The sequence below is a fragment of the Chryseobacterium sp. GTID13 genome (genome assembly GCF_056172655.1).
This window is the reverse complement of record NZ_JAOCMB010000007.1, coordinates 153909-175203: the sequence shown is the minus strand read 5'-3', so window position 1 is coordinate 175203 and position 21295 is coordinate 153909. Positions and strand designations below refer to the sequence as shown.

The 21295-nt window shown below is 37.5% G+C and carries 24 protein-coding genes, 1 tRNA gene and 2 pseudogenes; 14 read left to right on the top strand and 13 right to left on the bottom strand.

Translation table 11 applies throughout. The annotated features are described in order from the left end of the window. Positions 1 to 5: 5 nt before the first annotated feature. Positions 6 to 761 carry an alpha/beta fold hydrolase gene (locus N4G44_RS19945; RefSeq protein WP_474929346.1) on the top strand — a complete coding sequence of 252 codons (756 nt, stop codon included), beginning with the start codon at positions 6 to 8 and terminating at the stop codon, positions 759 to 761. Between the two features lie 532 nt (positions 762 to 1293). Here the strand turns inward: N4G44_RS19945 and N4G44_RS19940 are convergent. Beyond that, positions 1294 to 1914 (bottom strand): HD domain-containing protein, encoded by a 621-nt coding sequence (locus N4G44_RS19940; protein ID WP_474929345.1) that lies wholly within the window; start codon positions 1912 to 1914, stop codon positions 1294 to 1296. Between the two features lie 23 nt (positions 1915 to 1937). Continuing rightward, a complete protein-coding gene (locus N4G44_RS19935) occupies positions 1938 to 2237 on the bottom strand; it encodes a rhodanese-like domain-containing protein (protein ID WP_474929343.1) in 300 nt (99 codons plus the stop codon). A gap of 163 nt (positions 2238 to 2400) precedes the next feature. On the opposite strand from N4G44_RS19935, the pseudogene queG reads away from it, so the two are divergent. The 4 genes and pseudogenes from queG (at position 2401) to N4G44_RS19915 (ending at position 5520) form a co-directional block, all read left to right on the top strand. Then, positions 2401 to 3353, top strand: a pseudogene (gene queG / locus N4G44_RS19930) (tRNA epoxyqueuosine(34) reductase QueG). Between the two features lie 350 nt (positions 3354 to 3703). Then, positions 3704 to 4387: a TIGR02117 family protein gene (locus N4G44_RS19925; protein WP_474929341.1), complete on the top strand. Its 684-nt coding sequence runs from the start codon at positions 3704 to 3706 to the stop codon at positions 4385 to 4387. Positions 4388 to 4391: 4 nt separating this feature from the next. Beyond that, entirely contained in the window at positions 4392 to 5042 is a 651-nt protein-coding gene (locus N4G44_RS19920; RefSeq protein ID WP_474929339.1) for a murein L,D-transpeptidase catalytic domain-containing protein, read from the top strand. Positions 5043 to 5058: 16 nt separating this feature from the next. Beyond that, positions 5059 to 5520, top strand: a complete 462-nt coding sequence (locus N4G44_RS19915) for an SRPBCC family protein (RefSeq protein ID WP_474929338.1) — start codon at positions 5059 to 5061, stop codon at positions 5518 to 5520. A 109-nt stretch (positions 5521 to 5629) separates the two neighbouring features. Here N4G44_RS19915 and N4G44_RS19910 read toward each other — a convergent pair whose 3' ends face one another. The 5 genes from N4G44_RS19910 to N4G44_RS19890 all read right to left on the bottom strand — a co-directional run bounded on the left by N4G44_RS19910 (position 5630) and on the right by N4G44_RS19890 (position 9105). Continuing rightward, entirely contained in the window at positions 5630 to 5929 is a 300-nt protein-coding gene (locus N4G44_RS19910; RefSeq protein ID WP_474929336.1) for a cold shock domain-containing protein, read from the bottom strand. A gap of 802 nt (positions 5930 to 6731) precedes the next feature. Beyond that, positions 6732 to 7568, bottom strand: coding sequence for a prolipoprotein diacylglyceryl transferase (lgt, locus tag N4G44_RS19905; protein ID WP_474929334.1), 837 nt, complete (start codon positions 7566 to 7568; stop codon positions 6732 to 6734). Positions 7569 to 7776: 208 nt separating this feature from the next. Further along, positions 7777 to 8166, bottom strand: a complete 390-nt coding sequence (locus tag N4G44_RS19900) for an anti-sigma factor (RefSeq protein WP_474929331.1) — start codon at positions 8164 to 8166, stop codon at positions 7777 to 7779. Next, a complete protein-coding gene (locus tag N4G44_RS19895) occupies positions 8121 to 8585 on the bottom strand; it encodes a hypothetical protein (protein WP_474929329.1) in 465 nt (154 codons plus the stop codon). Before N4G44_RS19895 ends, N4G44_RS19900 begins: the two co-directional genes overlap by 46 nt. Position 8586: 1 nt before the next feature. Beyond that, entirely contained in the window at positions 8587 to 9105 is a 519-nt protein-coding gene (locus N4G44_RS19890; protein ID WP_474930109.1) for an RNA polymerase sigma factor, read from the bottom strand. Positions 9106 to 9406: 301 nt separating this feature from the next. Between N4G44_RS19890 and N4G44_RS19885 the strand changes: the two genes are divergently transcribed. The 5 genes from N4G44_RS19885 to N4G44_RS19865 all read left to right on the top strand — a co-directional run bounded on the left by N4G44_RS19885 (position 9407) and on the right by N4G44_RS19865 (position 13032). Beyond that, positions 9407 to 9976 (top strand): fasciclin domain-containing protein, encoded by a 570-nt coding sequence (locus N4G44_RS19885; protein ID WP_474929327.1) that lies wholly within the window; start codon positions 9407 to 9409, stop codon positions 9974 to 9976. An 80-nt stretch (positions 9977 to 10056) separates the two neighbouring features. Continuing rightward, complete coding sequence (locus N4G44_RS19880) at positions 10057 to 10767, top strand: ferritin-like domain-containing protein (protein WP_474929326.1); 711 nt, start codon at positions 10057 to 10059, stop codon at positions 10765 to 10767. A gap of 25 nt (positions 10768 to 10792) precedes the next feature. Further along, a complete protein-coding gene (locus N4G44_RS19875) occupies positions 10793 to 11605 on the top strand; it encodes a ferritin-like domain-containing protein (RefSeq protein ID WP_474929325.1) in 813 nt (270 codons plus the stop codon). Between the two features lie 174 nt (positions 11606 to 11779). Further along, positions 11780 to 12058 (top strand): hypothetical protein, encoded by a 279-nt coding sequence (locus N4G44_RS19870; RefSeq protein WP_474929323.1) that lies wholly within the window; start codon positions 11780 to 11782, stop codon positions 12056 to 12058. Beyond that, positions 12055 to 13032: a hypothetical protein gene (locus tag N4G44_RS19865; protein WP_474929321.1), complete on the top strand. Its 978-nt coding sequence runs from the start codon at positions 12055 to 12057 to the stop codon at positions 13030 to 13032. Before N4G44_RS19870 ends, N4G44_RS19865 begins: the two co-directional genes overlap by 4 nt. A gap of 112 nt (positions 13033 to 13144) precedes the next feature. Here the strand turns inward: N4G44_RS19865 and N4G44_RS19860 are convergent, their stop codons facing one another. After that, positions 13145 to 14245 (bottom strand): acyltransferase family protein, encoded by a 1101-nt coding sequence (locus N4G44_RS19860; RefSeq protein ID WP_474929319.1) that lies wholly within the window; start codon positions 14243 to 14245, stop codon positions 13145 to 13147. 330 nt (positions 14246 to 14575) lie between these two features. Next, positions 14576 to 15205, bottom strand: coding sequence for a Crp/Fnr family transcriptional regulator (locus N4G44_RS19855; protein WP_474929316.1), 630 nt, complete (start codon positions 15203 to 15205; stop codon positions 14576 to 14578). Positions 15206 to 15442: 237 nt separating this feature from the next. Here N4G44_RS19855 and N4G44_RS19850 point away from each other — a divergent pair, with 237 nt between their 5' ends. Next, complete coding sequence (locus N4G44_RS19850) at positions 15443 to 15799, top strand: nuclear transport factor 2 family protein (protein ID WP_474929313.1); 357 nt, start codon at positions 15443 to 15445, stop codon at positions 15797 to 15799. Positions 15800 to 15881: 82 nt separating this feature from the next. On the opposite strand, the pseudogene N4G44_RS19845 reads toward N4G44_RS19850, so the two are convergent. Continuing rightward, positions 15882 to 16621 (bottom strand): annotated as a pseudogene (locus tag N4G44_RS19845) (SDR family NAD(P)-dependent oxidoreductase). An 86-nt stretch (positions 16622 to 16707) separates the two neighbouring features. Here N4G44_RS19845 and N4G44_RS19840 point away from each other — a divergent pair. Further along, positions 16708 to 17064, top strand: a complete 357-nt coding sequence (locus tag N4G44_RS19840) for a winged helix-turn-helix transcriptional regulator (protein WP_474929310.1) — start codon at positions 16708 to 16710, stop codon at positions 17062 to 17064. A gap of 273 nt (positions 17065 to 17337) precedes the next feature. Here the strand turns inward: N4G44_RS19840 and N4G44_RS19835 are convergent. Continuing rightward, positions 17338 to 17417: transfer RNA gene (locus N4G44_RS19835), tRNA-Leu, on the bottom strand. 68 nt (positions 17418 to 17485) lie between these two features. Further along, positions 17486 to 18253, bottom strand: coding sequence for an MBL fold metallo-hydrolase (locus N4G44_RS19830; protein ID WP_474929309.1), 768 nt, complete (start codon positions 18251 to 18253; stop codon positions 17486 to 17488). Positions 18254 to 18307: 54 nt separating this feature from the next. Here N4G44_RS19830 and N4G44_RS19825 point away from each other — a divergent pair, with 54 nt between their 5' ends. Both N4G44_RS19825 and N4G44_RS19820 read left to right on the top strand, forming a co-directional pair. After that, positions 18308 to 19735, top strand: coding sequence for a TonB-dependent receptor (locus tag N4G44_RS19825; RefSeq protein WP_474929307.1), 1428 nt, complete (start codon positions 18308 to 18310; stop codon positions 19733 to 19735). 12 nt (positions 19736 to 19747) lie between these two features. After that, complete coding sequence (locus N4G44_RS19820; protein ID WP_474929305.1) at positions 19748 to 20197, top strand: GAF domain-containing protein; 450 nt, start codon at positions 19748 to 19750, stop codon at positions 20195 to 20197. Positions 20198 to 20534: 337 nt separating this feature from the next. Here the strand turns inward: N4G44_RS19820 and N4G44_RS19815 are convergent, their stop codons facing one another. Beyond that, positions 20535 to 21275, bottom strand: coding sequence for an ABC transporter substrate-binding protein (locus N4G44_RS19815; protein WP_474929302.1), 741 nt, complete (start codon positions 21273 to 21275; stop codon positions 20535 to 20537). Positions 21276 to 21295 lie beyond the last annotated feature (20 nt).

The following is a 21295-nucleotide window of genomic DNA, read 5'->3' as shown; positions in this document are numbered from 1 at the left end:
AACAGATGGAAGAGAGAATCATTGAAGTAAGAGATCAGAAACTTTATATAGCATACAACAATACAATTGAGGGAAGACCAGTTATTGTTTTCCTTCACGATTCCTTAGGCTGTACGCAGCTTTGGAGAGATTTTCCGTTAAAACTGTCCGAAATGACAAACTGTAATGTTTTGATGTATGACAGATCTGGCTATGGAAAATCCGGACCTATGACTACCCACGAAAGGCCTGTCAATTACATGGAACTTGAAGCTGATCTGCTAAATGATCTGCTAACAGAGCTTAATATTGATAATGCCATCTTATTCGGGCACAGCGACGGAGGAACTATTTCCCTCATCACAGCGGCAAAATATCCGGAAAAAGTTAAAGCTGTTATCTGTGAAGCAGGACATATCTTTGTAGAAGATGTTACCCTGAAAGGAATTAATGATGCTGTGGATGCCTATAAAACAACCAACCTTGCTGAACGTCTTGCTAAATATCATGGTGATAAAGTAGAAACACTTTTCAGAGCCTGGACGGAAACCTGGACCCGTGATGACTACAGAAACTGGAATATTGAATACCTCTTAAAAGATATTCACTGCCCGTTATTATTTATTCAGGGAGAGGCCGACGAATATGGTACTCTGGATCAGGTCGAGAAAACAGTTTCTCAGGTTAGTGGTAAGGCAGAGAAATATATCATTCCCGGAATAGGGCATACACCGCATAAAGAAGTTCCGGAGCTGGTTCTCAATAAAGTATCAGAGTTTTAGAAAAAATATAGCTGTCTGGAAGTAAAATCAGCAGTAACAGAAGCATCTTGATTTCAGCAAGGTGCTTTTTTATGCATTATAACAAGCCGGGCTTAATTTATTGATGCAATTTGTACAAATAGCTCCACAATTCAACAGGCAAATACATATTTTTAAACTGTTTGTATATTAACCATGTACAAGTTTTGATGAAAATATGAAAATCGAAAATTTAGTTTTCTGATAAAATTTTAAACCTCTTATTTCAAAAAGATGAACCTTTTTTGATTTCAGAATTCAGTTTTCCTGGGCGGTAAATTACTTTGAAAAATTACATATAACAAACAAATAAAATCACCTTTATGTGATATTTTATTTTCTATTTTTGAAACATCAGTCAACGATACAGAAGATTCTAAAAACAAATTTGATGAAAAAAATTCCTACCGGAAACTTCTAAAATTTACCCTTTGGTTTAGTTGATGGATAAGTTGTGTTTGAATGAATGGTTCCATTCTGGAGATGTGGCTTTGCTGCATCTCCTTTTTCATTGTTATAAAAGCTTAAGCTCTTCAGCTAAATTTTCCCTTGCCTGTTGTTCGTACTTATCCCTGAAATGCTCTGTTTTAAAAATACTTTCCAGTTCCAGAAAATGTTTCAGCACCTTTTTTCTTCCCGGCTTGTAAAGAATATCAGGGTATAGCGAATACTCTTTCCTGATCTTCCGGGTGTAATCGGAATAGATAGCAGAATCTTTTCCAAGGATAGAAAGATCTGCGTCCAGAAGATAGTTCGTATCCGTATCATCGGACTTGTGATGGGATTTTGTTGCCAGTATCTGGGCTTCAATATTTAAAATCATATCCGGATTTAACTCTATTTTCTGAAGCCGTTCCATTGCAAAGACGGCACTTTTTTCTTCATTGGACTTTGAAGAAGCATCATAAATGACATCATGGTAAAATACAGAAAATGAAACCGTATGATAATCTTCTATAGAGCTTTGTACACTTTCCAGCTCCATAAACATGCTTTCAAGATGGAAAAGGTTATGGTAATGCCGCCCTTTTTCCGAATATTTCTTTTCAATTTCCAGCCACAGACCTTCAATAAGATCCCGGTCTTTTGAATAGTGAAGACAAAGTTCCGTAAATTTCTCCTGCAGATTCATCATAGAATGGTATATAAAAAAGGAACTTAAAAAGTTCCTTGATTTGCTTCTAATACTGCTTTCAGTTCGGCCCAGCCTCCGCCGTTGTAACCGTCCTTCAAGCCCTGGCTGTTAAGATATTCCAATGCTTTTCCGCTTCTGTTTCCACTTCTGCAGAATAAGATCACAGGTTTTTCAGCAGATAAAATTTCTTCTTTTCTGTCCTCTACCTCACCCAAAGGAATATTTTGAGCCCCATCTATATTACCGTCCATTTCAAGCTCCATAGGCTCACGAACATCGATTAATTTATAGTTTCCTGACTGTATAACTTCTATTAAAGACATAATATTTAATTTAGATTAAAAATAATAACGAAAATACGTAATTTTTTGCTTAAAAAACTCTTTATCGAAACTTAAATTTTTCACAAAAAAACCTTAAAAGTTAAGCTTAGTACACCTTTTACCTGAAATCTTCAGATTGGTAAATTAATCTTAATTTTGCAGAATGGAAATCCTTAATGCCGGTGCCGAAAAATACTCCCGACTCATCAAGTCCAAAGCAGAACAGTTTGGATTTCAGAGCTGTGGTATCTCGAAAGCGGAATTTTTAGAAGAGGATGCTCCTAACCTTGAAAAATGGCTTAAAAATAATTTCCATGGTGAAATGAAATACATGGAAAATCATTTCGATAAAAGACTGGATCCCAGGCTGCTTGTAGAAGGTTCAAAATCCGTTATTTCACTATCTTATAATTACTTTCCAAAAGAAAAGATCTCTGAACTGGAAAATTATAAAATTTCAAAATATGCCTACGCAGAAGATTATCATGAGGTGGTAAAAGAAATTCTCAGGGAAATGGTTTCGGAGCTTCAGCAGGAGATAGGCGAGTTCGGGTTCCGTGTTTTTGTAGATTCTGCGCCTGTTTTGGAAAGAAGCTGGGCCAGAAAGTCAGGAATAGGTTGGGTAGGAAAAATGCCAATCTGATCACCAAACAAAATGGCTCTTTCTATTTCCTGGCAGAAATTATCTGCGATCTTGAACTGATTCCCGACCATGCGACCACAGATCATTGCGGTACATGCAGGAAGTGCATCGATGCCTGCCCTACAGACGCGATTGTTTCGGAAAAGATCATTGACGGAAGCCGGTGTATTTCCTATGCAACCATAGAACTTAAAAACGAAATTCCTGATCATTTTAAAAACAAAATGGAAGACTGGATGTTCGGATGCGATATCTGCCAGGATGTGTGCCCCTGGAACCGGTTTTCCTCCCCAAATCTCCAGAGCAGGTTTACTCCGAATGATGCATTAAAAAACTTTAAGAAAGGAGAGTGGAAAGAAATTACCCAGGAAATATTTTCAGAGATCTTCAGAAAATCTCCCGTAAAAAGAACAAAGTTTGCAGGACTGAAGCGGAATATCGAATTTTTGGAACGTTCCGCAGATAAACATTAGGATAAATTTGTGGTGACAAATCCTCATCTGGAATGGTAAGGTTCCAAAACTCAGGAGGGTAACCGGCCATCCCTTAAGCTGTAGTCTTAAGGAGGATAAGATTTAATTCACTAAGAATCTGCAGAAAACTTTTCCTAAAAAGAAAAATTGACTTTCAGGAGACGAATGTCCCACAGAAAATCAACGTTTTTTTTGTACTCTTTTCGGAGCTGTTTTTACTCTTATTTTAAATCTTTTTTGTGATTTTGTATTTTTACGCATATTTGTGAATATTTCGTAACTAAATTTAATCATTTTTTCGATTAAAACAAATACTTTTACGGAAAATTGAAGATTAAATTTTATTAAACATGACTGTGAAAATTGTAATAGTATACCTCCTGAAAACATTGGGAATTATTTTGGGAATTGTTGCCCTGTACGTCGTTATGGCGCTTCTGCTGCCGCTTATAGAAGTTTCTGCGGAAAATGACGGGCAGCCGAAAGATATTCCCATCTATATTTACACCAACGGAGTGCATACAGATGTCGTAATGCCTGTAAAAAATGATCTTCAGGATTGGAGCGCAAAAGTTCCGTTTTCCAATACAAAATCAAAAAGAACAGATTATAATTATATAGGAATAGGCTGGGGCGATAAAGGATTTTACCTGGATACTCCAACCTGGGCTGACCTGAAATTTTCCACAGCTTTTAAAGCTGCTTTTTGGCTTAGCGATTCTGCAATGCACTGCACTTATTATACAGCCATGAAAGAAGGGGAAGACTGTAAGAAGATAATGATCAGTAGGGATCAGTACAAAAGACTGGTGAAATTTGTAGAGGATAAATTCGACAGAGATCAGAACGGGAATTTTATCCTGATTCCCACCGATGCGGTGTATGATGTAAATGATGCATTTTATGATGCCAAAGGAAAATACAGCTTCCTGAATACCTGCAATACCTGGACAAACGATGCATTGAAAGCCGCAGGCCAGAAAGCTGCTCTCTGGACGGCTTCCGATTTTGGTATCTTCAGACACTATAAATAATTCAATGAAGTTTTTTGCAGTAATTCTTGCATTTTATGTTCTGCTTTCATGCAGTAATGAACCCGGTAAAAGAAATCATCAGGCTTCAGTAAGCCCTGACATTCAGGTAGAGAAAAAACCAGAGGCAGATTTTTCTAAAATGACAATAAAAGCGGAAGAAGCCTTCAAATTCTGTGATTCAAAAAAACTCAATACGGATTTCTGTATTCTAATCGATATGAGCCTTCATTCCGGAGTAAAGAGAATGTTTATCTGGGATTTTCAAAAGAAATCAGTGATAAAAAAATACCTAGTAGGTCATGGGTGCGGTTCAAACCCGTGGAGTTTAGACAGTTCAAACGAGAATCCGAAGTTCAGTAATGAAGACGGAAGTCATCTGTCATCATTAGGTAAATATAAACTGCAGGAAAGAGCATACAGCGAATGGGGAATCAACGTAAAATACGTGATGCACGGCTTGGAAGAAACTAACAGTAATGCCTTGAAAAGATTCATCGTTTTTCATTCCTGGGATAGGATGAGTGATGATGAAGTATTTCCAAAAGGCTCGCCTGAAGGATGGGGCTGTCCCACTGTTTCCAACAACGCAATGAGGGAGATTGATCCAATGATAAAAGGTTCTGGTAAACCTGTACTTATGTGGATCTATTTGTAAATATATTGAGAAAATTATGAAGCACAGACTTTTTCGGAAACAGCAGCTAAACTGTGATATAGCAACAGCCTGGAAGTTCTTTTCTTCCGCCAATAACCTTTCGGAAATTACCCCAAAAGACATGAATTTCATTGTACTGACTGCAATGGAGAATGACGAAATTTATGAAGGAATGCTGATCGACTATTACGTTTCACCGCTATTCGGGATAAAAATGAAATGGCAGACGGAAATTATCAAAGTAGATTTTCAAAAGAGCTTTATAGACTTTCAGAAAAAAGGCCCTTATAAACTCTGGCATCACCATCATGAATTCATTCCGAATGAAAAGGGAGTATTAATGAAAGACACTGTAGATTATGAGCTTCCTATGGGATTTTTGGGTGAATTAGCCCATGCGGTTTTCGTTAAAAAGAAATTGGAGCATATCTTCGGCTATCGGCATGCCGTGCTGGAGAAAATGTTCAATAAAAAATAAATTGTACCAATTATTATGAATTGGTTCTTACGATAAAAGCCACCCTAAAGGTGGCTTTTTATTGTCTTACAAAACCTGCAGTTTTTCAGCAGATCTGATCATTATTTGATTAACTGGATATTAACAGCAGAGAAGCCTTTTGGAGATTTTTCTTTCTCAAAAGATACTTTGTTACCCTTTTTACAGGGTGTGCACAGCTGTTGTTGTGAAAGAAAACATTTTCTTTGCTGCTGTCCTCAGTAATGAAGCCGTAGCCTTTCTCACTGTGGAAAGTAATGATTCCTGTCTTTCTGATGTCTTCCTCAACGATCGGAGCGGCACCAAGCTGGATATCATCAATGTTTACTTCCTGTCTTTCTCTGTTTTCAGGAGGGGTAGGGGTAAGTCTTCCGAATTCATCTACATACATGAAAACATCTTCTGCCCCTTTGTTGTTGTTCGTCTTACGATCTTCGCGTCTCAGCGCTTTTTCTTTTTGTTTTTGAATTTTTTTCTTGAAATTTTCTTTTTAGAAAAAGAGTCTGCCATAAATTATTTTAGTATTAAATTTTATATTGTAGTTACTGGTTACTGATCTGCCAAATACTTGTAAGTTGCAGTCATCCGTCTGATCTTCCTTGTGAAACGAAACGTCGAAAGCTGTTTGTTTTGGCCGTTCATCAGTAAAAGAAGTGAATTTTTTAAAAAATGAGGCGTCTGAAAAAGCGGGAACTGAAAAGAAAGAATGTCTATACTATTACAGAGGGCAAAGGCAGCGGCCTATCAATTAATATACAAATATACGATAATAAACTGAATAAACCTATTTTAAATCATTGATTATCAAAAATGTATTTTATTGTTCAAAACAAAAAGTACAATCCAATACCTTAATTTAACAGAAAAATCCTCAGTTGCCTGAGGATTGTGGAAAATAATATATTATAAAAATGAAGTGGTGTATAATATGATTCGTAAAGTAGCAAATGCTATGCCTAAAACTCACAAATTTTGGATTTTTTTATGCGGATGCCGAATTTCAGGGCAATCTGAGAGTGTATACAGCTGGTACGTAATGGGATATATCTCTCATATAAGGATCAAAAAAATGAAATTTTTAATTTTAACTGATTTTGCAGCTTCAATGGAAAAAATTTTTATGCTCCCATTTGATCCTTAATAAAAAACCTCTGAAATGATCAATCTCAGAGGTTTTTAAATTTTTTTATTAATTATGAAACTTTGACGTCCCTACGGTCCCGGATGCTTTTAATAATAAAAAACAGTCCCAGAAACAGAAAAGGGATACTTAGAATTTGTCCCATATTCAGGCTCATCCCTTTTTCAAAATCCACCTGGTCCACTTTTATAAATTCAATAAAAAACCGTACAATAAAGATCAGCAGGGTAGTGATCCCAAAGTAAAATCCCTTTCCCACCTTAAAGATATCTTTCTTATAAACAGAATATACCAGTAAGAAAATAATAAAATAACAAATAGCTTCATACAGCTGTGCAGGGTGTCTGGGGATATTGTCGACTTGTCTGAAAATAAATGCCCACGGCGCATTGGAAGGGGTTCCTATAATTTCAGAATTCATCAGGTTACCGAGTCTGATAAAGGCTCCCGCTAAAGGGGTTGCAATAGCGATGACGTCCAGAACGGTCATGAATTTAATGGAGAATTTTCTGGCATAAAGCAGAAGCATGATAATCAGCCCGATTCCTCCGCCATGGCTGGCCAGCCCTGCATATCCTGAGAAGTGATAAGCTCCGTCGGCCCCTTTTTGGATCGGAAGGAAAATCTCAATTGGATGCTGAGCGTAATAATCAAAATCGTAAAATAGGCAGTGGCCTAATCTTGCACCGACTAAAATTCCGATGAAAGCATAAGAAAAAAGAGCTTCATGAGCCTGAGTGCTCAGGTTCTCTTTTTTATAGATAGATTTTAAGATGGTATAGCATAAAACAAGACCGGCAAGAAACAGCATGCCGTAATATTTTAAAGGAAAGCCGGAAATATTGAAAATTTCGGGACTTACATTCCAGTTAACGTATAATAAACTCATTGATGATAAATTGTCGAATTATTTTTTCAGGCAAATATAGCAGGATATAGCCGTTTTTGAGGAACAGAAGTGAAACTTTAGAGTATTTTGAGGGAATATATCATGTTTTTTCGGATGATAGTAAAGCATTTAAAAACAAAAAACTCTCACATAAGCAAGAGTTCATATCTGTTTAGAATATATTCAATTATGCTGATTTACGGAAGGCTTAGATTTCGCCCATTACATACATATTTTCCATAGTAGGAACTGCACTGCCGCCCTGTTTTTCAAGTGTTATGGCAAATGCCTGTGCTTTTGGGATATTTGCAAGAGCTATTTTGCTGTCTTTTTCTTCGCTGTACATACCTGCGCTTACAGGTTTCCCGTCGGCGATAGCCCACAGCTGATATTGCATTCCCTCCGGAGCTTTTGGAAGACTTTCAGCGTTAAGATATACTTCTTTCGTTTTTTTATCCCAGAAAACCATTGCTTTGGAGTCCGTATGTTTTTCTACTCCTTTCAGCATTACCATCTGCATATCCGGATTGGAAAACATACTCATCTTCTGATTCATTTTCTGCATGGCAAGTTCCTGCGACTTATTCTCAGTCTGCATTTTAGCCATTTCTTTTTCGTTTCAGCATTGCTGCTCATCCAGAAAAGATTTCCGGCAGCACTGATCAGAAATAACACGGAAGCAGCAACCGCATAGGCTTTCCAGCTGCTTTTCTCTTGACGTTTAGTCTCTTCCTGAGGTCTTGCAGCAGGAATATCTGTAACAACAGGCTGTACTTTTTCGGCAGTCTGTTCCTGTTGCTGGATCTTATTCCAGATTCTGGATTTTAAATCAGCAGGAGGAGTTATGGCCTGGCTTGTTGCCAGATCTTCTAAAGTTTTCTGTGCTTCTTCAAAAGCCGCTTTTACTTCAGCATTGTTTTTCATCACACACTCCAAAATCCCTGCTTCCTCAGGAGAAGCAAGACCTAGAATATAAGATTCTATAATTCCGGATGATATGTATTCTTTTGTGTTCAATTTATTGATAATCTTTTAACAAATCCTTTAATTTCATAAGTGCATTCCGCATTTTGGTTTTCACCGTTCCAAGGGGTATCTTCAGTTTTTCGGATATCTCGTTCTGGGTATATCCCTGGTAGTAAGCCAGATCAATAAGTTCCTGTTTATCTGTTTCCAGACCTTTAAGAACATTATTAAATCCAATAAAATCGGACGAATTGTTAGTTGTTGAAAGTTCTGCAGAGTTATATACGAAATCCGGAAGTGACTGGTTTTTAAGCTCATTCTGAAACCCTTTTGATTTTAAATAATCTATCGCCGTATTTCTGGCAATATTAATCATCCAGGTATAAAATCTTCCTTTAGATGAATCATACTGATGAACAGCATTCCAGATTTTAACGAAAACATCCTGGATAACTTCCTCCGTATATTCTTTAGACTGTACGATTCGGAAAACCACACCATACAGTGCTCCTGCATAATGATCATATAAATAATGAAAGCCTGATTCGTTTCTATCTCTAAGTAAAACGATAAGCTCTTCTTCCGAATAGGTTGTTTTGATAGTGTATAATTTTCATTTCAAATGTAATAAAATAAAATATATTACAAATAACATCCGGAAAATCTTTTATGTCGTAAATGATTTTATAGATCCTATTAAGATTATCATTAAATCATCAATACCGGTAAATACTTCCTGTTTGACGAGATTCTAAAAAGGCTTTTAAAAAAAATAATAAAAAAACAAACTTTTTAAATCTGATTCTCAATCAACATCGTAAATGATTCTAAGAACACAATAAAAACAGACATTAACTTAAAAAATCAATAAAATGAACACAAACACAAAAATCGCAGCTCTGACAATGGTAGCCTTATCATTTGCTTTCAGTGGGAAGGTAACTGCACAAATGATGAAAGAAAAAACAGTAATGGTAGGTGGTGCAGCAATGTATCCCTCCAAAAATATTATTGAAAATGCCGTGCATTCTAAAGATCATACAACTTTGGTAGCCGCCGTAAAAGCAGCAGGTCTGGTAGAAACCTTGCAGGGTGCAGGACCTTTTACCGTACTGGCTCCTACTGATGCCGCATTTTCTAAACTTCCTATAGGCACCGTTGAAACTCTTGTAAAGCCTGAGAATAAAGAAATGCTTACCAAGATTTTAACCTATCATGTTCTTGCAGGAAAATACAATGCCAAAGATATCTGGGCCGCCGTAAAAGCTGGAAACGGGAAAAGCATGATGAAAACAGTAGAAGGTGAAGGACTTACTTTCTGGACCAAAGGAAAAGACCTTTATGTACAGGATGCCAAAGGAAATAGTGCCAAAGTGACAATAGCTGATGTGAACCAGTCAAATGGAGTGATCTATGTGATTGATACGGTGTTGATGCCGTAATGTTTTAGTTTTTAAGCAGCATAATTTTTTATGCTGTTTTTTTCTCTCTTATATTCTCAACACTCAAACCTAATAATATTATGAAAAAAACGATTAATGTTTCTAGCCAGGGAGCGACTCTGGATACAAGCAGAAGAAACTTTTTGAAACTGGGTGGTATAGGACTGGCTATGGCAGGACTTACCCTCATCGGTTGCGATGATGATACAGACTTCGGAATGATGGGTGATAAGGTTTTTGACCTTGGAACCGGCGACGTCGGAGTTCTGAACTATGCCTATGCACTGGAACAGCTGGAGGCTGATTTTTATACCAAAGTGGTCAATAATTTCTACTCTGGGATCTCGAGTATAGAAAAGGAGATCTTTATTGATCTTTACCATCACGAGGTTATTCACCGCGATTTTTTTAAAGCCGCCATCAGTGGAGCGACTTCGAATGTCTTGCCAACTCTTCAATTCCAGTATTCCAATGTGAATTTTAACGACAGAAACTCAGTTCTTGCCACAGCAAAAGCTTTGGAAGATACGGGAGTTGCAGCCTATAACGGTGCCGGGAAGTATATTACAAATCCAGCCTATCTGGTAATTGCTGGAAAGATCGTTTCTGTGGAAGCAAGACATGCTTCTGCGATCAGAAATATCATCAATCCTGGTTCAACAGATTTTTCAGGGGATGATGTGATTGACAGTAACGGACTTGATCTTGCCAAAGAGCCTAAAGACATCGTTATGGCGGCAGGAGGGTTTATCAAAACTCCTTTCACATGGAAAGAAAGAGGAATCAGCTAATTATTCATTTTCAAAATCTACAGTTATGAACATTCTTAAATTACTCGATAAGCTTTCTAATGATAAATTTTTTACCACAGAAGCAACAAGATTAGAAACTCTTACCCATATTTCAGCATTCGGCCAAAAAGCTGCCGTAGCTTCGGTTCCACTAGGTTTGGGAGCGTTGATGACAACATCAGCTAAGGCGGAAACGCCGGACCATTCATCCGGAAATGTTTTTAAAAATGCCCTTACCGATGCCTTACAGCTGGCATTGGTTCTGGAATATCTGGAAAACGAATATTATGCGATGGGACTGGCTGCGGCCGGACTTATTCCAAATTCAGACCGGCCTGTTTTCATGCAGATCTCAAAGCATGAATCGGCTCACGTAACGTTCCTTAAAAGCACACTGACCTCCTTAGGAGTAACTCCCGGGGCAAAACCAAATTTTGATTTCACGGCTGGCGGAAGTTTCACACCTTTTACAGATTATAATCAGTTTCTTATTCTGGCACAGGCTTTTGAAGATACCGGCGTCCGTGCTTATAAAGGACAGGCTGGAAATGTCATGGCCAACGGTGCTGTTTTGCAGGCCGCATTACAGATTCATTCTGTAGAAGCAAGACATGCCTCGCAGGTAAGAAGAATGAGAGCAAATAAAGGCTGGATAGAATTAGCTAATGGAGGAAGCATGCCTTCTGCAACAGATCCTGTATACGCAGGAGAAGATAATGTAAATCAGGCCGGATACAATACCGGAAGTGCTTTCGGAGCAGCGGCAGGATCTGCGGCTTATGATGAAATACTAACAGGAAGTGAGGCCCAGGCTATCGCAGGGCTGTTTATTGTATAACATAGTTTTTTATTTAGGTGTGAATCCTATCCTTAGAAATACTTGGGATAGGATTTTTTTGAAAATAATTACCGAAATCCCGGAAAAATAGTACCCAAAAGTGTAATTGACTTGTTTCGTTCTTATAACCAGTTTTACAGTTGAAATAAATAATTTCTAATAAAACGAAACACCATGAAAACACTACCTTTAAAAAGCTTCAAGATTTTTGTAAGTGTCTGCTTACTTATTCTCTGTGTGCATCTTTATTCACAGCCTGTTTTAATGGGGCGGATTTATGATCAGGTGCATGGGCAGAGCTTTGCTCTGTATAGTGACGGAATGACGATCCAGGACGGGAATCCTATGAACAGAGGCATGACTTTCCGCGATCCTTCCGGAATGATGTACCTGAGACTTCCTGCTGCCAATCCATACCAGAAAGCTTTTTTCTGGACTATAACAGAAATGTGATTGAGCTTGATTATATGCTGGGAAGCAGGGTTATAGGCTATGCAGATGTTCCGGTTCCTCAGAACCCTACGATTAATTATGTCCCACCGGTATACAGCCAGAATGTTGGTGTCCAGACACCGGATGGATTTCAACCCCTGCCCACACAGATTGTAGACACCAATAATCCGTACGGGGATCTGATGATCACCAATGAACAGACCGCAAAAGGATGTTATGAACAGTCGATGAGCTTTAACGGAACATTGGACAAGCAGAAATTTGGCGACTGCATGGTGGCGAATATGGCCGGAAAGAAAGAAAACGAAATTTATAACTGTGTGAAAAATGCTTCAACACCAGAGGAGCAGTCCCTATGTCTGGTAGGAACCATGGGAGGTACCAACGAGAGAAAAATTTCTGCTTCTTTGCTTAAATGTTATAAGCAGTACGGAAATGATTATACCAAATATCCTTTATGCTTAGCCGGAGAATCTTCCGATCCTGAGCTTCAGAAGCTTTTATCCTGTGTACAGCAGCAAGGGCAATATGGGCAGGTGAGCTTTATGAATACCGCCATGTGTTATGGAGCGGGTAAACTTAACCTGAATACAGAAGCCCAGATTGTAGTACAGTGCGCTGTAACTTCCGGAGGCCAGCCTTATGTTTTTGCCGGCTGTGCAGGCGGACAGCTGATGTCGAGAGAGCTTGATAAATGTTTGACCAATGGAGTAGGTGGTGATTCCGGCTGTTTTGGTAAAAATAATGATATTGTAAAAGGCTTAAATAAAATCGGGCTCGAGCTGCAGAACCAGTTTGGTCCCACTAATGACATTGTAAAAACATGGAATAACACAGTTCACGATATTCAGTACGGCCCCGGGAAAAATCATGAAGCAGTAAAAATAATAAAGAATATTGGTAATGAAGTAGGCAAAGCTGGGAATAATATAGGAAAAGAAATAAAAAAGGTACTGCCAAAGATCAAATGGTAATCCTGGATGAATGCTTTTTTTATTAATAAAAACCTCTGAGAATTAAAAAATCTCAGAGGTTTCTTGTACCTAGGACCGAAGCCGTGAGCTTATTATTCCTAAATCAATCTAATTAGACAAATTTTGATTTTAGTTTCAAAAAGAAATTTTCAAAATATTTATAGGAATAATGAGAAATAATAAAAGTTATAATAAACGTTATTGGATAAATGATCCATAAAGTATCGAAATAAATTGATAGTCTAATTGCAATTGTTAAGGCTATAAAATGATACATATAAATTCCATATGATATTGAGCCGAGATAATTGGTGATTCTATTTTCTAAAACGTCTTTAAATCTACTATTGCAAGCTAAGTTTACAATAATAACCGCAAAAAGGACAGCATAAATATCGTAATGGAAAAATCCGAATTGTACACCAAAAATTAATAAACCGATGGTAGTAACTGAGGTTAAAATAAAAACAGTTTTATTAAAGATTAACTTTAAAAATTTATAATTTTTTGAAACCAATACAGCAAAAATGCCTCCGATTGCCATACAGTTTATATTAAAAAAATAGAGAAAACCTGAAATGATTACTTTGGTATGAAAGCTAATAAATTTTAAAGGATAGTGAGTTTCATCTATTATATATTTTAAAAACCAATATCCTATCAAAATTGTTAGCATCGCCGGAAGTAATTTCTTTCGGAAAAATATAAAAAGAAAGGGCCACAGTAAATAAAACTGTTCTTCCGTAGCAATTGACCAAGTTTGTGAGGTATATGGAACATCTTTAAAGATTGGAATCGCAAGGTTTGCAAAAATTGTTAAATAGAAAAAAATATTTGGAATTCTATTTTCCAGCACATTTGGGAAAACTTCTTTATTAGGAATATCAAAAAATGGAATATAAGGATAAACAAAAAAGCCTAGAAAAATAATTAAATAATAAAGTGGCCAGATTCTTAAAATACGCCTTAAATAAAAATTTTTAATTGAAATTTTACCCTTTAGGTCAATTTCATGAAGTAGAAGAGAGGTAATAAGAAATCCACTTAAAACAAAGAATAAGACGACACCTAACTTGCCGATTACTTGAAAAAATGGAACATCCCATAAGTTTTTTAATCCAAATAAATTTTTATAAAGTTCGATATGATGAAGTATAACCAATGAGGCCGCTATAAACCGAAGGGAATTAAGGTTAGGATAAATTTTTTTCATGAGGCAAAAATAAATAAAATTAAATGATAAAAGAATTAATAATAAAACCCTCTAAAATGAAATAACCAATCGTAAAACAAATCAAATTAGGCGTTAAAACAGTGATGTAGAAAAGTTACTGAAAAGCTGTACGAGATAATGAGAGAGAACCTAGGAACAAGCGAAAAAAATAATAGTCAACATTTTGGCCACCCATGAAAAATAAAAATCTCTGATAATCAAAATTTCAGAGGTTATTTGCATTCATAGCCCTAGTAAAATGAGGTGAGTTGACGGGCAGCAATAAAAACTGTTGATAGACATCAACAACTTTATATGGAAGATTTTATTTTACTTTTTAAGAGATTGATTGCGAATTCGGCTAAGCGTTTCCTTGGTAATTCCTAAATAGGAAGCGATAATGTGCTGTGGAAACCGTTTCAGGAAATCAGGATATTTTCGAAGCAATTCTTCATATCGAGATTCTGCAGTATAGCTGATGGAGGAATGCAGCCTACTTTGCATGGCCATATGATGGGCATCGTCAAGTTTTATCCGCAACTGACAAAAAGCGGGAATAGAGTTAACTTTATCATACCAGCCATCTGCCTTTGGAAGCATCAATACTTGAGTTTCCTCCCAGGCATCAATATTATATATCGATGGGGTTAGCTTATGATAGCTTTCCCTGTCCGAGGTCCACCAATTTTCTATGGCAAGGTTCAGCACGTGCTCGTTTCCTTTCTCATCTACCGTATATTGACGAACGGCTCCTTTTACAATAAAGGAAATATACTTACATACATCACCTTCCTGTAACAGGAACTGCCTTTTTCTAAACTTTCTGGGAATAAATGCCTTACGCATCAACTCAATATCCTCCTCTGAGAGTGGAATACCGGTTTGTTGGTCCAGATAATTTAAAAGCGCAGTAAGCATTTCGTAAAGATAAACAAAAGGTGTGTAATCAGGAAATATCATACTTGGGATAAATTGACCGATAGCGGCTGGAGCCGTACTTTTTGGAAGATAGGAGTTCCGATAAACCTGTCTTCGAAGGGAAATGTAAAGAGAAATATTGAGTGCGGAATGTTGATCTACATCAACATTTTTTTTTATCATATCTCATCGTAAGCCGAATTCATTCGGGATAACTTTGTTTAATTAGAAAGTACGGGATACAGCAATAAGGAAATTTTTGAACAAAAATAAAATATAATGGAAAACTTATTTGACCAATTACAGGAAATACACGTTGCCGCCTGGAATGAAAAAGACGTAAAAAAACGTGAAGAGCTTCTTAAAAAAATTTATGCAGATGATATTAAGATGTATGATAAAGAGATTATCCTTGATGGCTTGAAAGCTATTTCTGATTTTATAGGAAAACTTATGGTCGAGGATCCTTCGTATAAATTTTCCGAAGCAAAACGTATAGAGCCACTTCAGAACAGTGCGCGACTTTTTGGGCACATTCAGACCGGAAGAGGGATGCTCAACAGTATGGACTTTTTCCTGACGGAGAACGGAAAAGTAAAACATCTGTATGCATTTATTGAACCTGCCAGCGAATAGGTGAAAATAAATTTACGGAAATAATAAAGAAGGTACTCATGAAGATGAATACCCTCTTTATTATTCTGCTAAACTATTACATCTAAGCATTAAAGCCACCGTCAACTGTAATAAATGCTCCTGTGATAAAACCACTGTCTTCTCCAGCTAAAAATGCAACGGCATTAGCAATATCCTTTGCTTTACCATATTCTCCGAGAGCCATTCGGGTTCTGAGAAAATCTGCAAATTCCGTATTGTCAGGATTCATATCCGTGTTGATTGGGCCAGGCTGCACAAGATTGACTGTAATTTTTTTGAACCTAGGTCACGGGCCAGACCACGGGTAAACCCTTGTAAGGCAGATTTACTCATAGTATACAAGGTTGTTTGGGGACCAATGGCATTCTCTGCCATGTTACTTCCTATTGAGATGATCCTGCCGCCTTCAGGCATGTGCTTGACAGCCTCCTGTGATGCCAGGAAAACAGCCCTAACATTCACATCCATGGTCAGGTGGTAATCTTCTAACGAGTAATCCTCAAATGGTTTACCGACATAAATTCCAGCATTATTCACTAAGATATCTACCGTTCCGAACTCTTTCACAGTATTTTCTATAACGTTTTTCAGATCTTCCGGGCTTGAGCTGTCTGCAGCCATAGGAATCGCAGTTCCGCCAATGTTTTTAATTTCTTCTGCCAGAGCCAGGGCTTTCTCTGCTGAATTTTGATAGGTAAATACTACTTTAGCTCCCTCTGAAGCTAGTTTAAGAGTGATTGCCGAGCCTATTCCACGGCTTCCGCCAGTTACAACGGCAATTTTATCTGATAAATTTTTCATTGCTTAATTTTTATACAAATGTAGATGTAAAATCATATATTTGTAAGTACTGATGAAATTGTTAAGTACTAACAAAAAAGTAAGAAATGAGAAAGAATACATCTACGAACGCTTTGAATGAAAAACTCATTAATGCCAGTTGCGGAATGGCCAGAGCACTGAGCGTAGTGGGGGGAAGGTGGAAACCGGCGATCCTTTGCAGGCTAAATCATGGAACAATGCGTTATGGGGAATTAAAAAAATCTATTGAAGGAATTTCTGAACGCATGCTGGTTAACCAATTGAGAGAACTGGAAAATGACACTATTATTGAGAGGATAGTATATCCCGAGGTTCCGCCACGGGTAGAATACCGCATGACAAATCTTGGGATGACCATGGCTCCAATGTTGAAAGCGATGTCTGATTGGGGGAATATGCACCGTGAAAAACTAGGTGAGTAGGAAAATATATACTGAAATATTGGCTTGCAGTAATCAACCCATCCTTATTTTGTTATTTTTATAGCTATTATTTCTTCAAAACCGGAATATAGCACTCTCATTTTTATAGATAATGAAACTATCTGTGACTGATTTTTGGGCATTGACCGAAAAAGAAGTGGAACAAAGTTTGGCAAATAATAGTTTTAATTTTAGTATTGTTACCCAAAAATTAAGTCGGGAGTGTGAAAATTAAAAACCTCTGAGAATCAAAAAGATTTCAGAGGTTTTCTGTACCCAGGACCGGGATCGAACCGGTACTCCTAAGAACTGGTGTTTGAGACCAGCGCGTCTACCAATTCCGCCACCTGGGCTAGTGTTAAATTGGTGTGCAAATATAGAAACTTTTTTTAATGTTCAAAAGCTTTTTGAAGGAAAAATTTTAAAATTCTATTTCCAGACCATCGTAGGCCAGATGCATTCCTTCCGGAAGCTCCTTATCTTCAATATCATGCAGCCCGAGATGATGGCTGATGTGGGTTAGAAATAATTTTTTAGGCCGAAGCTCCTTAAACAGGGCAATCACATCCGGAAGAATAAAATGGGCGGGATGCGGATCAAATTTCCGGATGCAGGGCAGGATCAGCACATCCAGGTTCTTTAGCTTTTCTTTTTCCGTATCTGAAATGAAATTGGCATCGGTAATATAAGCCATGTTTTTAAACTTATATCCGAAGACCGTAATTTTATAATGAATCACTTCAACAGGGGTAATTTCCGTATCCAGAACCTGAAAAGGTTTGTTTTCAATTTCATGAAGCTCAAAAGCAGGTGCTCCCGGATATCTTACATCGGTGAAAGCATAAGGAAAACGTTTTTTAATCTCATGACCAACCCTTTGATAGCAATAAATGAGCATATCTTTTCCGCTTTTAAAGATCAGTGGGCGCATATCGTCAAGCCCGATCACATGGTCGTTGTGTTCGTGGGTAAGAAGAGTGATATCAACGTTGTGTTCGTGATTAAGAAGCATCTGTTGCCTGAAATCCGGCCCGCAGTCGATCAGTATTTTCCGGCTTTCCTCTGTAGTAATCATTACGGAGGAGCGGAAGCGTTTGTCTTTGGGATTTTCGGAGGTACATACTTCGCAAGTACAGCCTATAACGGGTACACCTTGGGAAGTACCGGTTCCTAAAAATTTCAACTTCATTTTCTTTTGAGGTTGGTTTAATTTTGGTAAATTTACGAAAAATTTCACGTCCTAATGTATCAGAAACTAACTCCTAAACAAAAAGCATTAACAATTAATCTAGATCCTACTATTTATGGTACTTTCGCAGAGATTGGAGCAGGGCAGGAGACTGTTCGTCATTTTTTTAGAGCAGGAGGGGCTTCCGGTACAATTGCTAAGGCGATGTCTGCTTACGACAAAGATTTTAGTGATGCCATTTATGGAAAAGAGGTCAAAAACCGGTATGTTACCCAGAACCGTCTTCGTAAAATGCTCCGATATGAAGTTGCATTGATTGAAGAAAGGATTTCCAGAGAAAATAATCCGAACAGAAAATTTTTCTCTTATGCGAATACGGTAACGACGATTAATTTTGACAAAACACTGAAAGGCCACGGCTGGGTAGGAATCCGTTTCCAGACAAAAGAAAACGAAGATTACAATGAGATTGTTATTCACGTAAAGTTTAACGAAAATGATGCTACCTTGCAGCAGGAAACTTTAGGAAACCTCGGGGTAAACCTTATATTCGGAGCTTTTCATTACTACGATAATCCAAGAACTTTAATTGAATCTTTATACGACGACATTGCAAAAGACGGGCTCGAAATTGACATGATCGACTTCAGCGGACCTGCTTTTGACTATGTTGATAACCGATTGATGTCTCTGCAGCTTGTGAAGCACGGAATGACAGATGCGGTAATTTTTAATTCTCAGGGAAGTAATATGCTGCCTGCCGATGTTTTATACAAAAAAAACATATTCGCGGTAAGAGGAAGCTTCAGGCCGGTAACGAAAGTGAATATCGACATGCTTAAAAACGGTCTTGAAATGTTTCAGAAAGATGCTACCTGTACCCATGAAGAAACAGAAGTGCTTATTGAAATTACAATTTCAAACCTTAGGGCAGATGGAGATATCGATGAAAGAGACTTTATGGACAGGGTGGATATTCTGGGCAAACTAGGCTACACCGTTATCATTTCAAACTTCTCGGAATATTACAGGCTGATCGATTATTTTGCATCCTACACCACCGGAGATATAGGAGTTGCCATGGGAGTAAATAACCTTCTGATGGTATTTGACGAAAAATACTATAAAGATCTTTCGGGAGGGATTCTGGAAGCGTTCGGAAAGTTCTTCAGAAACGGAATGAGAGTATACCTTTATCCGTACAAAGATCCTGAAACCCATGAATTGCTGGATTCTTCGAATCTTAAAGTGGAAGAGAATCTGAAAGAACTTTACAAATATTTCAAGCACAATAACCGTATTGTAGATATTACGAATCACAACCCGGAGTTCCTGGAAATCTATTCAAGAGAAATTTTAAGAAAAATTGCATGCTGCGTTAAAGGCTGGGAAAATCAGGTTCCTGACGGCGTTGCAGAAATGATAAAAGAACGTGGAATGTTCGGCTATAAAGAAGAGCTTTCCTTCAAACAATTCTCCTAAAAAACAAATAAAATGTCAGAAATAAAAAAAAGGCTTTCTTTCATTCTTGAAAGTCCCAAACATAATACAGAGGAAAAGCTTGAGAAAGTTTGCCACCTTTTGGATCAGGAAATTTCTTACTTCAACTGGACCGGTTTCTACTTTAAGAACGGAGACAAGGATGAACTGAAATTAGGTCCTTACGTGGGAGCTCCTACAGATCATACCATTATCCCTTACGGAAAAGGAATCTGCGGACAGGTTGCTGTTTCCAATGAGACCTTCGTAGTTCCGGATGTTCACCAGGAAAGCAATTACCTAAGCTGTTCCATTGATACAAAAGCTGAGATCGTAGTTCCTATCTTCAAGGACGGCCAGAATATCGGCCAGATCGATATTGATTCCCATACTGTGGATCCGTTCACAAAAGAGGATCGCGAATTGCTGGAATGGCTTTGTAATGAAGTTTCCAAGATTTTGTAATTGAATTTCAATTTAAAATATAAATATCAGCTCCGATCAAAGATCGGAGCCTTTTTATTGGCTTAGGATTGAGTAATTAGCTGTAGTATAAAATCCATCTGGTGGCTGAGGCACTAGAAGCCACCAGTTGAGATTGGTTGAAGTTTTTTTACCACCCCGTCAAAAATTCTTTGAATTTTTGCCACCCCTCCGGAGGAGGGGAATTTTGATCCGACAAATTTCTGTCGTTAGAAAATGAAAATCTTTGATTTCAGTAAACTTAAGTGCTCTTTCTCTGCGCTCTATAATAAACTTAATACTCTTAAGTGTTTAAAATCTTTTGCCTCGTTTAAAAAGATTACCGTTGCATTGCATGAATTTCCGCCAATAATTCTTTGAAATAATCCTCGCATTTTGCGAGATGAGTTCCATACCAGGAAAAAGCTTCACCATCTACGATCATAATCTTTTTATCAGGGTAAAATGCTTTCATTTCCTCAATATGTTTTTCTTTGAAGGGGAATGGTTCGGAAGAAAGCATAATTACATCTGCATCGGCAAGATCTTCCATTTTAATTTCAGGGTAGCGGGTTTTATCTTTAAAAATATTATCAAAGCCTATTTCTGTTAAAATCTTATGGATAAAAGTGTCCGAACCGATGGTCATATAAGGATTCTTCCAGATGAGGTAAGCTGTTTTTACTGTGGGTGATTCAAGTTTGGCCTGTTCCAGAACATCGTAAATCTTAAGATTGAACTGTTGTGCCCGTTCTTCTTTATTAAAGATATTTCCGAGGTTTTTAAGCAGGTAATAATTATCTTCAATGGTCTCCACATTCGTTACTAAAACTTTATAGTCTTCCATCAGTGCTTCCACCTGTTCTTTGATATTCTCTTCCTTATTGGCTAGGATAAGATCCGGTTTAAGAGATTTAATTTTATCAATATTGATGTTTTTTGTGCCGCCGATAACGGGGACGCTTTTTACTTTACCTTCAGGGTGGATGCAGAATTTGGTCCTTCCGACAACTTCATTTTCAGTAAGGCCAAGATCAAATAATGCCTCTGTGATAGAGGGGACTAGAGAAACAACTTTCATATTCAGACTTTGTCTGCCTA